Annotated in this window: 11 protein-coding genes; 6 read left to right on the forward strand and 5 right to left on the reverse strand. The window is 36.5% G+C overall.

The genetic code is table 11. The annotated features are described in order from the left end of the window. Positions 1-16: 16 nt before the first annotated feature. The 5 genes from CRJ00_RS00585 to CRJ00_RS00605 form a co-directional block, all read right to left on the reverse strand. Positions 17-577 (reverse strand): ExbD/TolR family protein, encoded by a 561-nt coding sequence (locus CRJ00_RS00585; protein WP_099364999.1) that lies wholly within the window; start codon positions 575-577, stop codon positions 17-19. A gap of 9 nt (positions 578-586) precedes the next feature. Continuing rightward, positions 587-1,243, reverse strand: a complete 657-nt coding sequence (locus tag CRJ00_RS00590) for an ExbD/TolR family protein (protein ID WP_099365000.1) — start codon at positions 1,241-1,243, stop codon at positions 587-589. 100 nt (positions 1,244-1,343) lie between these two features. Continuing rightward, positions 1,344-2,177, reverse strand: a complete 834-nt coding sequence (locus CRJ00_RS00595) for a MotA/TolQ/ExbB proton channel family protein (protein ID WP_099365001.1) — start codon at positions 2,175-2,177, stop codon at positions 1,344-1,346. 416 nt (positions 2,178-2,593) lie between these two features. Then, positions 2,594-2,944 (reverse strand): translation initiation factor, encoded by a 351-nt coding sequence (locus CRJ00_RS00600; protein WP_099365002.1) that lies wholly within the window; start codon positions 2,942-2,944, stop codon positions 2,594-2,596. 2 nt (positions 2,945-2,946) lie between these two features. Further along, positions 2,947-3,822: a diacylglycerol/lipid kinase family protein gene (locus CRJ00_RS00605; protein ID WP_099365003.1), complete on the reverse strand. Its 876-nt coding sequence runs from the start codon at positions 3,820-3,822 to the stop codon at positions 2,947-2,949. A gap of 99 nt (positions 3,823-3,921) precedes the next feature. Here CRJ00_RS00605 and metK point away from each other — a divergent pair, with 99 nt between their 5' ends. The 6 genes from metK (at position 3,922) to CRJ00_RS00635 (ending at position 12,863) form a co-directional block, all read left to right on the forward strand. Then, entirely contained in the window at positions 3,922-5,175 is a 1,254-nt protein-coding gene (gene metK / locus CRJ00_RS00610; protein ID WP_099365004.1) for a methionine adenosyltransferase, read from the forward strand. A gap of 147 nt (positions 5,176-5,322) precedes the next feature. Further along, a complete protein-coding gene (locus CRJ00_RS00615; RefSeq protein ID WP_099365005.1) occupies positions 5,323-5,919 on the forward strand; it encodes an RNA polymerase sigma-70 factor in 597 nt (198 codons plus the stop codon). Positions 5,920-5,995: 76 nt separating this feature from the next. Further along, positions 5,996-6,967, forward strand: coding sequence for a FecR family protein (locus CRJ00_RS00620; RefSeq protein WP_099365006.1), 972 nt, complete (start codon positions 5,996-5,998; stop codon positions 6,965-6,967). A gap of 223 nt (positions 6,968-7,190) precedes the next feature. Beyond that, entirely contained in the window at positions 7,191-10,610 is a 3,420-nt protein-coding gene (locus CRJ00_RS00625; protein WP_180268388.1) for a SusC/RagA family TonB-linked outer membrane protein, read from the forward strand. Positions 10,611-10,639: 29 nt separating this feature from the next. Next, on the forward strand, positions 10,640-12,124 hold the full coding sequence (locus CRJ00_RS00630) for a RagB/SusD family nutrient uptake outer membrane protein (protein WP_180268389.1): 1,485 nt from the start codon (positions 10,640-10,642) through the stop codon (positions 12,122-12,124). 10 nt (positions 12,125-12,134) lie between these two features. Next, on the forward strand, positions 12,135-12,863 hold the full coding sequence (locus CRJ00_RS00635; protein ID WP_099365009.1) for a DUF4843 domain-containing protein: 729 nt from the start codon (positions 12,135-12,137) through the stop codon (positions 12,861-12,863). The last annotated feature ends 9 nt before the right edge of the window (positions 12,864-12,872 follow it).

Below are 12,872 nucleotides of genomic sequence, written 5' to 3' on the forward strand. Positions count from 1 at the left end.
TAAATTTTTACCGTAATTATTTTACGTTGTATGCTCCATTATCTTTCAACACCTGTACTTCTTCAGGTTTGATCTTGGAAATCATGTAACGTTTAATATCTACGATTTTCATTTCGTCTAATATATCTACCGTATTCAGGTGTACCGACTCATCACTTGGACGGATAACGACGATTAAGTCTTTACCGCCTGTAGCTTGAGGAACCTGTGCTTTCATTTGGATAAGCACTTTGCGGATACCTTCCTTGGAGAAATCAACTACTGTTGGTGGAGTGATCGGATTAGCCAACTGGCCGTAATACCAAACGATTTTATTGTCTGAACCTAATAATAAGGTGATCGAACGGTTGTCTGCAATTTCCAATTCTGGATTTTGCTCCGATAAATCTTTGTTCTTATCAGGGAAGGCAATGTCCATCGCTTGCGGCTTACTTAAAGACGTTGTCAACATGAAGAAGGTGATCAGTAAGAAGGCTAAATCCACCATCGCGGTTAAATCTACCTTACCACCGTTTTTCTTCGACCTGACTTTCCCGCCTTTTTTACCGCCTCCGGAGTCTTGATTTAATTCTGCCATTTTATTCTATTATTTCTCCGTACGTAATCCGGTAACAAAACTGAATCTGTTCTGTTTTTGGTTACGCAAGGTTTCAATGATCAAATTCATTACGGAATATTTCTCGGTTGCATCTGCTTTGATAGCGACTTTCAATTGACCTGGATCAACGAAATTCTTCTCTTTTTCTGCGCGCTCACGATTGAATTCCACCGTTGCGATACGGGCTTGCTGTACCCAGTGGTAAAGCTCGTTCGAATTGGTCTCTGTACTATCTACAGGAATACCTTTTTGAACATCCTCTTTACGCTTGTCTTTTTCCAAAGACAACAAACCACGCAATTCCTTCATTGGGACACCGAAGTCGTCCATCAATTTGAACTTCTCGTAATCTTCGGCCGAGAATGGGATGCTGTATTTTGCAGACATCTTCTCAAGAGTCAGTTTCCTAACGTTAGGATTCTTGATTCCTAAGAACACCTTTCCTCCGTGGTTCACTGAGATCACTGCCAGGTTATCGTCTGGTAGTTTCTCTAGTGTAGTAGAGGCAGGAGTGTCTACGGGCATCGTTTCTGGTTGACGTGCTGTTGCCGTCAATACGAAGAATGTTAGAAGCAGGAACGATACGTCACACATCGCCGTCATGTCGATGGAGGTACCGGCTCTTTTTACTTTTGCTTTTCCCATTTCTTTACTTCTTTAAATTAACACTCTATTGCTTTCATAAGGATGATGCTGAAAAGTTGAAGAATGCATAAATTATTTTCAACTTTTTTTCAGGATCTTCTTATTTGTGGTTTGCAGCGTATGTTTGTACGATTGAGAAACCAGCCTCGTCAATAGAATATGTTAATGTATCGATCTTAGAAGTTAAGATGTTGTACATGATAATTGCTACGGTAGATGTAGCGATACCTGTAGCCGTGTTGATCAAGGCCTCAGAGATACCATTCGCTAATTTTGCTTGGTCAGGAGCACCACCAGTTGCCAATGCCGAGAAGGCCTTGATCATACCTGTTACCGTTCCTAATAGACCTGTTAATGTACCGATAGAAACCAACGTTGCAATTACCGTTAAGTTTTTCTCTAACATCGGCATTTCTAATGTTGTAGCCTCTTCGATTTCTTTTTGGATAGCCAATACCGATTTTTCAGTATCTAAGCCTGGGTTAGCTTCAACATCTTTATATTTTAATAAACCCGCTTTGATAACGTTTGCTACAGATCCTTTTTGCTTATCACACTCTTGGATAGCTGAATCAATGTTACCTGTTCTCAACAAACCTTGTACTTTTCTCACGAAGTTACCTACGTTTCCTGTACCTGATGCTTTACCAATAACGATAAAACGCTCGATAGAGAATACGAATACCATTAAGAATAATCCCAATAGAACTGGTACGATGTAACCTGCATGATAAACCATACCCATATAGTTACCCGGTACTGGTTGATTCTCGCGATTTCCGTCGATAAAGTTTGCTGGATCACCCATTACAAATTCGTAAACCAAGTAACCAATCACCAAACAAATGATAATTGCTAAACTCGCAAATAAATTACCCGCGGTGCCACTGTCTTGTTTAGCTGGGGCTGTAGTAGTTTTTGGTGCGTTTGCCATTTTTTTACTAATTTTTAGATTTTTTACTGTTGTTTAATTATTAAGTTAAATTCAATTTTATGCAAGCTAAATCGCGTTATTTTACATAAATTCAAAACAAATATAGCATTTTCTGTTAAAAACAAAATTAATTTGAAAATATAATAAGAGTGCATTTAAAGCCTGTCTATGTCCTCATTGATATGCTACAGCAGTTTCCAATCAATGCTTCATCACTTTATGTACATAACGGTCTAACATTACTGTTTTTTTTACAATGAAAACCATTTTTTTTCTGATATGCAAATTATCAAATCGTTAAATGTTAAAATTAAGTGAGCATTCACTCACATTAAACGTTGCCACAGCAACCCATTTTAAACCATTTAAACCAAGTATTTGTTTGTTTTTTAATAGGTTAGGGCGATAAATACCATTTAACCGCCAAAGCCTTTCACCGAATAACCTTCGGATTCCAAATACTGGATTATTTTTTCTTTAAAATCCCCTTGTATCAGAATTTCGCCGTCTTTCGCGCTTCCACCTACCCCACATTTTTGCTTCAAGAGCTTGGAAAGTGATTCTAAATCATCCTGTTTGCCGATAAATCCCGTCACCAATGTAACGGTTTTTCCCTTCCTGGCCTTCTTATCCCTACCCACTTTTAGCTTCTGCTTCTCCTTGGGTAGCGTATCCTGCCCCTCATCGGAATCAAATTCCTGATAGGAATAGTCGGAATCCGTAGAATATACGATCCCTTCAAAGCGTTGCTTCTTCTGTTTTGCCATAATTAACAAATAATATTTAATGCTTTTGGTAATACTTCGATATGGATCTGCTGGCCGAGATCCATCGGTTCCCCATCCAAGTGGACCGGAGCTTTACCTTCCTGTTCAATACAAATCTTTTTGCCAGGTATGATCTCCACATATTCCGACTGGTCGGCTGTCTTATTAAAGAGGTGGAAAATCATCAAGGGTAAAGTATATAACGGAAATTTATGCACAATACATACATCCAACACCCCATCAGTGATCGAAGCGTTCGGCGCGATGTAGGCATTATTGCCATATTGGGGCGAATTGGCGACCGAAATCATAAAGGCTTCCCGCTCGTATTCCTCCCCATCGATCAGTAATTTATATTTCTTGGGTTTATATTTACTCAATAGATTGATGACCGTACGTAAGTAACCTACAGGTCCACGAAAGGTTTCGCCCGCAAATTTATCGCTAACCGAGGCGTCAAAACCGATGCCGGCGATATTGAAGAAATTCCGGTCTTCGGCCTTGGCACAATCCACGGCCAGGAATTCGAAACGGTTGATTCGGCGCAAAGCGGCCGATTCGTTCATGGGGATCCCTAAATATAAGGCGAGTCCATTTCCAGAGCCTTCGGGGACAATGCCCAGTGGAATTTCCGAGCCTACCAAAGCCGAACCGATCTCATTGATCGTACCGTCGCCCCCCACAGCGACTACCGCATCGTATTTTTCTTCGATGGCTTCTTTGGCCAGCTCATAGCCATGGTTTACATGATTTGTTAATTTAAAGGTAGGTTCAAATCGGCTTAAATCCAACACCTCCAATACCTGTTTATTAAATGCCGTTTTCTTCTTCCCCCCGGATATGGGATTGACTATAAACAGTATGCGTTTCTTTGCCATCTCAATCTGATAATTCCGCTAAAGATAATAATTTGGTTGAAATACTTTTTAAATAATGCAACTTATCGTAGCTTTGTTGCCACCGTAAAAAAAACACTTATGGCATACTTATTTACCTCCGAATCTGTTTCAGAAGGACATCCAGATAAAGTTGCAGATCAAATTTCGGATGCATTGATCGATAATTTCCTAGCCTGGGACGAAGATGCACGCGTAGCAATCGAAACCCTAGTAACCACCGGACAGGTCGTGTTGGCTGGCGAAGTAAAATCAAAAATCTATTTAGACGTTCAAAAGATAACCCGTCAGGTGATCGAAAAGATCGGATATACCAAGTCCGAGTATATGTTCGAAGCCAATTCATGTGGTGTGCTTTCGGCCATCCATGAGCAGTCGGCAGACATCAACCAAGGGGTTGACCGCGTGACCAGGCAAGAACAGGGAGCGGGTGACCAAGGGATCATGTTCGGGTATGCGAACAATGAAACCGAGAACTACATGCCTTTGGCATTGGATATCTCCCACCGTTTATTATACGAATTAGCGGCTCTACGCCGTGAGAATGATAGCATTCCTTACCTACGTCCTGATGCGAAATCGCAGGTGACCTTGGAATACGATGACAACCACAAACCTGTGCGTATTGATACCATCGTTATTTCTACCCAGCATGATGATTTTGCGGAAGAAAAGGAAATGCAGGAGAAAATCAAATCGGATATCGTTAATATTCTGATCCCTCGTGTGAAGGCACAATTGAAACCTGAATTACAGGCATTGTTCAATGGGGAGATCAAATACCACATCAACCCAACGGGAAAATTCGTGATCGGTGGACCTCATGGAGATACCGGTTTAACGGGAAGAAAGATCATTGTGGATACGTATGGTGGTAAGGGTGCACATGGTGGTGGAGCTTTCTCCGGAAAGGATCCATCCAAAGTGGACCGTTCTGCAGCGTATGCAACAAGACATATTGCCAAGAACTTAGTAGCAGCTGGTGTTGCTGATGAGTTATTGGTACAGATTTCTTATGCGATCGGTGTGAAGGATCCGATGGGTATCTATGTAAATACCTATGGTACTTCGAAAGTGAATAAAACCGATGGTGAAATCGCTCAGATTATTACAGATTTGTTTGATATGACGCCTTATGGGATTGAAACTAGATTAGGACTTAGAAAACCGATCTATGCGGAAACTGCTGCTTATGGCCATATGGGTAGAACCCCAAAAACAGTGACTAAGACATTTGAAAATTCGAACGGGGAGATAAAGACGTTAGAAGTCGATTTGTTTACCTGGGAGAAATTGGATTATGTGGATAAGGTGAAAAAGGCTTTCGGGCTGTAAAAGGATAAAAGTCTAAAAATATTATCAGCCGATAATTAAAGCAAAAAAGCAGATTCAAATGAATCTGCTTTTTTGCTTTAATTCTGACATTTCCCTATATTGTAATCTCCTACAAAAAAGACAGATTTTGGAATTATTCATTTTTTTATGAGATTTGAAAATCTGATTAAATCTATTTCTGTGAAAAAGCTAAGTGAAAATAGGAAACTTATAACCGCCTTAAAATCCGGCTCGGAGAAGGCGTTTACAGAAATTTATAATAAATATTGGAAAAAACTGCTTGCTATTTCCTATCATATTTTAAAGGATAAAGAACAAGCCCAAGAAGTAGTTCAAGAAGTTTTTATTTCTATTTGGAATAACCGAAAAGAAATTGAAATCGATTCAATTGAAGGATACTTGGCAACTGCAGTAAAATACAGCACATTTAAAGTAATATATAAAAACAAAAGACTCAACGAGATTGAGCAAGGTTTGCAACAAGCAGATTCATATCTTGAAGACGACAAAATTGAAGCGCGTTTCCTCAAAGACTATTTAGATGGGGTAATAGAAAAACTTCCAGAAAAATGTCGAATCATATTCAAATTAAGTCGAGAAACCTATTTAACCAATCAAGAAATCTCTGACAATTTAAATATTAGCGTAAAAACTGTCGAAGCACATATTACCAGAGCCATAAAAATCCTTCGTATAAACCTCCATAAGGTAGGCCTAAGCTTGGTATTCTTATTACTATTTTAATTTCACTTCTATTTTTTTTAATTCCATATAGGGTTATGTCTTTCGAGAAGGTACATATATATGAAGCCCAAAAATTATGGATGAAAAACAAATCAAAATTCTGATTGAGAAATACCTCTCTGGAAAAGCATCTCTGGAAGAGAAAAAGAGTCTAGAGATTTGGTATAAATCCCAATTGGAGGATGATATCGTATGGGATTTAGAAGACCAAAGCTTTCAATCCTTTGAAAATAAAATAAAATCTGCCATTTGGGAAGAAACAGTTAATAAGCATGCAAAACTAAAATATCGCAAATGGATATCTTATTCTGCAGCAGCTGCCATTTTGTTGGTTTCATCATTTTTGATATTTCTTCAAATCAAACAGAAAGATTTTCAGCAACTAGCTAAAACTCCAATAAATCAAGTTGAAAATAGACATATCATATTACCAGATAGTAGTATTGTAATTCTAAGACCCGGAAGTGAAATTTTATTATCAAAAGAATTTGGAATTGAAGATAGAGAGGTTGAACTAATAGGTGAAGCATATTTTGATGTGACACCAAATAAAATAAAACCCTTCATTATAAATTCAGCGAATATTAAAACTACTGTACTTGGAACTGCTTTTTCAATTCTTGCTAACCCAAACGGTAAAACCATTGAAGTTATAGTTGACCATGGCAAAGTACGGGTTGAAAAAGAAAATAAAACGTTAGGAATACTCCAAGCAAAACAAAAGTTAATCATCCCAGAAAACCAACGGGTGGATGAGGATATAAAAATTCTAAATGAAGTTTCCAAAAATGAAATGGCATGGATGGAAGAAGACATGAATTTTGAAGCTTTAACTTTTTCGGATTTAACTAAAAAGCTGGAACGACGTTACCAAGTTAATATAGAATTAATGGATCCCAAATTAGCCAACTTGAAAATTTCCGGAGTATATAAAGGAACAGAAAAATTGGAGGATGTACTTACTAATTTATGCGTAACTACCAATACAACCTTTATAAAATTGGAAAACAAGACATATCAGATTAAAGAAAACAAAAACCTTAACTAATAACAACCATTAAAACCAAAAAACATGAAACTAAACTCAGATTCTACTTAATCCAAAAAACAAGACCCCCCAAGCCCTAGGAAGCATAATGGGGAGTCCGGAGAATTAAATCAATTGTTTACACTTAATCCCATTACAAATAATGCAAAAACTACGGTTTTTTGCAAGGGGTAAATTACATCTCCTTACCACCTTGCATAAACAGTCTAACTTCCGTTTTCTTATGAAAATAAAATTAGTTTGTGCAATGTTGTCCACAATAACCTTAAACCTATTTGCGACACCAAATAGTTTTGGACAAAATGTCAATACTACTAAAGTCGAAATAAGTTTTAAACAGGCAACTTTAAAACAAATATTATCCGATTTACAAAAACAATCTGGGTTTAGCTTTTTTTATCCTAGTGATATTGTTGCCCAGTATAATGAAATTTCAATTGATTTATCCAATGAAATAATGGCTGAAGTTTTGAACATGGTGCTGAAAAATACGCCATTAACTTATGTACAGCGAGGAAATAACATTATTTTATTTGTAGGAGATAAACCAACGGAAAAGTTAAACAAAAGTTCTGAAGTTTATCAAAAAACGGTTTCTGGAATAGTTGTTAATGAACAAAATAAACCCATTGCCGGGGTTACTGTTCAGGTAAAAAATCTAAAAACTAACTCTTCAAACTTCAAACTAAACACAGCAACAGATCAAAATGGACATTGGAGTCTTATTTTACCTCATAGTCAGGTAACAATAAGCCTATCTATGATTGGATTTGAAACCCAAGATGTTGAACTTGATGGAAGGTCAGAATTAACCATTCAGTTGAAACCTGCAAAAGCCCAAGAAATAGAAGATGTGGTAATTACTGGTTTATTTGAAAGACCTAAGGAAATGTATACTGGGGCAGCAAGATCTTTCACCCAAGAACAATTACAAAATGTTTCCAGCGACAATGTATTAACTGCTTTGCGATCTTTAGATCCCTCTTTTCAAATGCCGGAAAACATAAATTTAGGAGCTAATCCTAATGCTCTACCCGAGGTAACTCTAAGAGGAGGAAATAGTCTAATAGATCCAAACACTTCCACCAATAATCCATTTAATTATTCAAACAATCCAAATACTCCCCTATTTATTTTAGATGGTTTTGAGGTCTCTTTAGCACGAATCAATGATCTGGATTTGACACGAATAAAAAGCATCGACTTATTGAAGGACGCTACTGCGACATCTATCTACGGATCTAGAGCAGCGAATGGAGTTGTAGTAATAGAAACTATACGACCTAAAGCAGGGAAACTAAATTTAACCTATACTGGAAATGCCACCATTGAATCCCCTGACATCTTAGATTACGATGTGTTAAATTCTTCTGAAAAATTAGCCATTGAAAAGCAGATTGGTGTATATGACTATTCCTGGAATTCAGTCGATCAACAACTGAAAACCATATACAATGAGAGATTAAGGGCTGTTACTTCAGGAGTAAACACAGATTGGCTAGCACAACCAATCCGTACAGGGATTGGACAAAAACACAATATTTATGTCGAAGGAGGGAAAGACGAAATTCAATATGGAATCAACTTAAATTATTATAACAACTCTGGAGTTATGAAAGGTTCTAACCGTCAGACTATGACTGGTAATACTTTTCTATCCTATCGTTTTAAGAATCTAATGTTCAAGAACGATCTTACACTGGTAAGTAATTTAGGGAATAATTCACCTTTTGGGTCTTTTAAACAGTATACCCAATTAAATCCATATTGGACTCCGTTTAATTCGGATGGTTCATATAAGTTATATCTCGAGGAAATTTATAACGAAGATACCGGTGCAAGGCTAACAAATTTTGATACTTACAATAACCTAACGGGTTATGTTGGAAGACCGACTAATCCATTATATGATGCCAGTCTCAATATCTTGGATCAAACGAAGTACCATAGTATTATCAATAATTTTGCCTTGGAATGGCAAGCTTATTCCTGGCTAAAATTACGCGGAACATTTGCTTACCTGTTCCAAGCAGATGAATCCGATAAATTCTTACCTGCACAACATTCAACATTTGCTAACACACCCACATTTGAAAAGGGGTCATACAATAAAGGTTACGGAAAAAATCAGCGTTACGAGGGGATATTTTCAGCCAACTTAAGTAAAACGTTTGGTAAAAACCTCATATTCGCAACCCTTGGAGCAAATATATCCCAGGAGGATAACAATACACAAAGGTTTTTGGTTGTTGGATTTCCAAATGCAAGTATGGATGACATAACTCAAGGGCTTCAGTTCGACCTTGGCAGTAAACCTATCGGAACTGAAAACATAAAGCGACTCGCTGGCCTGTTTTCAAATATATCCTTTGCTCATAACAATCGATATTTATTAGATTTTTCATATAGGGTTGATGGCTCATCACAATTTGGTTCCAACAACCGGTTCGCTCCATTTTGGTCAGCTGGGGCAGGTTGGAATTTACATAATGAAAATCTAATAAAGGATATTGAAGGAATTAATAGACTTAAAATCCGTTATTCGTTTGGATACACTGGATCACAGAATTTTGATTCATTTTACGGACTTACGACATCACGATATTTTACAGCCACGGAATATCGTGGCATGATCGGCACTTATTTACTCGGATACGGAAATCCAAATTTAGCTTGGCAGAAAACTCAAAAGAACAATTTAGGAGTAGATATTACCTTATTTAACAGGCTTGATCTATCGGCGAATTATTACATTGAGAAAACCCAAGGGTCAATTGCTTCTATTTCAACAGCTCCTTCATCTGGGTTTATCGATTTTAAGGAAAATATGGGCGACTTAAAATCAAATGGCTGGGAACTATATTCGAAATTTAATATTATTTCAAATCCTAACAATCGGAACAATTGGTCTATTTTCTTGAACCTATTCTCGGTTAAAAATAAAATCGAACGCGTATCAAACACCATATCTGCTCTGAATAAAGCGGCAGATGAACAATTATCTACTTTACCAATTACTCGATTTGCTGAAGGTCAATCCACCACGGCTATCTGGGCAGTACCATCTTTGGGAATTGATCCTGCTACGGGTTATGAAATCTTCCTAACTAAGGATGGCCGATTAACAAATACATACAATCCATTAGATCAAATTATTGTGGGTGATACTCGTTCAGATCTAGAGGGTACCTTTGGGACAAACTTTGAGTATAATGGAATTGGATTAAACGCATTTTTTCGGTTCAAAATGGGGGGGCAATCTTATAATCAAACCTTAGTCGACCGAGTAGAAAATGTAAATGTTAGACTTTATAATGTTGACAGAAGAGTTTCAGAAGAACGCTGGTTAAATCAAGGAGACCACACGTTCTATAAAGGACTAATAGATGCCGATGGATATGGAAATACTACACCAACCTATGCTACATCAAGGTTTGTCCAAAATGACAATCTCCTGTCCTTAGAAAGCATCTCCCTCTTTTATCGTTTCAATGATGAAATTTCTAAAAAATGGGGTATGAGAAATACGAAGATAACGGCATTCTCAAACGATGTATTTCGATTTTCAAGTATCCGAAGAGAACGTGGCTTAGATTATCCGTTCAGCAGATCATTTACATTTCAAATATCAACTAGTTTTTAATTAAGATGGAATTAATAATAAAAATCAACATGAGAAAGAAATCCATCATTGGACTAATCTTTTTATCAATAATATTTTTTACGCTAAATTCCTGTAATAAGTGGTTGGATGTGCAACCTAGCACACAAACAACGGAAAACAAACAATTCAGCTCGCAACAAGGATACATAGATGCACTAATTGGCACTTACCAAAAAATGGCTGAAAACAATAGCTATGGAAAAAACTTAGGATATGGCGTATTGGATGTCTTGGCGCAATTGTTCCAAAACAAAGCGAATCAAACTGTTGATATGTATGGTCAATTAGCTAGATATAATTATGCCGACGCTGGTGTTGAAGCTACCATTAACAGCCTTTGGAGTGAACAATATAGTATTATTGCCCAAACAAATTACATTTTAAAGGATATTGATGCAAATCGTCATTTATTTCAACAGCATAATTTTAATTTGATCAAAGGGGAATCATTGGCAATTAGAGCAATGGTCCACTTTGATTTATTACGATTGTTCGCTCCTGTAAAATCACAATTACAACCTATCGAACAATCTACCATTCCTTATATGACAGCATTTTCAGTCAATCCTTCTAAATCATTATCCTTTGAAGAAATTATTTCTCAAATTATCATTGATCTAAAAGCTGCTGAAGAATTATTGTCCATTGATCAGGAAATAGATCAAATTAAAGACAATGCTGGGAAAAATAATTTAGAATTGTTTCAATCATTCCGACAGAACCGATTAAATTATTGGGCAGTCAAAGCTTTATTAGCTCGGGTTTATCAATATAATGAAGATAAAGAAAACGCTTTAAAATATTCTAAGGAAGTGATTTCTAGTGAAAAATTCTATTTCGTAAATGGCAACACAAATACTACAAATCCTACATTAGCTTCTTCAAATGCTATTTTTAGTACAGAACATATCTTTTCAGTCTACAAATCAGATTTAAAAACAGTATCTGATCGTTATTTCAAGACTGAAAGTAATGCCGCCGAAGGTGAAGATTATTTTTCTACTCAGACTAATTTGAACAATTATTTTGAAGTATCGGTTTCTGGCCATGCTATAGATATCCGAGGACCTCAAGCCTCCAACTCCAGGTGGAATGTATTTAATGTATCAACTGTGTACAGCAATAAATATTATGTGGGTTCAAACATTAACAATGTGAACCAAAAATTAATTCCAGTGATCAAATTAGCTGAAATGTATTATATAGCAGCTGAAGCTAGTCCTACAGTTCAGGAAGCCTTGGGATATATCAATAAAGTAAGGACAGCGCGCCTTATCCCTGCATTAACAAATACAAACATTACCAATTCAAGCCAACTAGATTCAGAAATCTTTAAAGAATATCGAAAGGAATTTATCGCTGAAGGGCAATTATGGTATTATTATAAACGTAAAAAATTCACTTCCATTCAAAATACAGTGGACTACTCGTTCAACTTAGGAAAATACGTTTTCCCGATTCCAAATAAAGAAATCGAATTTGGATTAAATTAAAATCAAAAAAATGAAAAATTGGACAAATATATTTGGCTTTTTATGTTCACTTCTATTCCTCATTGGTTGTAGTGAAGATAAACCCTTAATGTATCAAGAAGATTCAAAAGTATATTTTCTTAAAAATACTACTGAAACTTCTAGAGATAGTATCGAAAAAAGCTTTGCTTTTGACCCTACCAATGTTACTTCTGATACTATTGCACTCAACTTTAGAATCATCGGCTTTCCTAAGGACGTAGATAGAGAAATTGCAGTAAAAGTTAAAGAAGGTTCCACGGCAAAATTAGGATATCATTTTAAAATTGATAATCTATTTATTCCCGCGAATAGCTCAAATGGGTCAGCTGAACTTATTTTTTTCAGAAGAGAGGGTCTAAAGGATAGTACAGTCAGAGCAGATTTATTAATTGCAGAAAATGAAAATTTCGAGGTGGGATATGAAGATGTAATAGGAAATTCAAAAATCAATCGAGTTACTCTACGTTTTTCGATAACAGATTTATTGAGTAAACCAACAAATTGGCAAACATTATGGCAGAATATGTTTGGGGATTATTCCAATACTAAAATTTTATTTCTAACCCAACAGTTAAATTATACAGCTTGGAACGTGCCTTATTTATTCCCACAAGACCAAAGCAATATGATCAACAAGGCTAGGATAGCAATTTATGAATATGAGAAAATGAATGGTCCTTTAATGGATGAAAACGGAAATAGAGTGATAATCCCTTAATATAATGAT

It is taken from the genome of Sphingobacterium sp. 1.A.4 (genome assembly GCF_002734245.1).
GTDB classification, from domain to species: Bacteria; Bacteroidota; Bacteroidia; order Sphingobacteriales; family Sphingobacteriaceae; genus Sphingobacterium; species Sphingobacterium tenebrionis.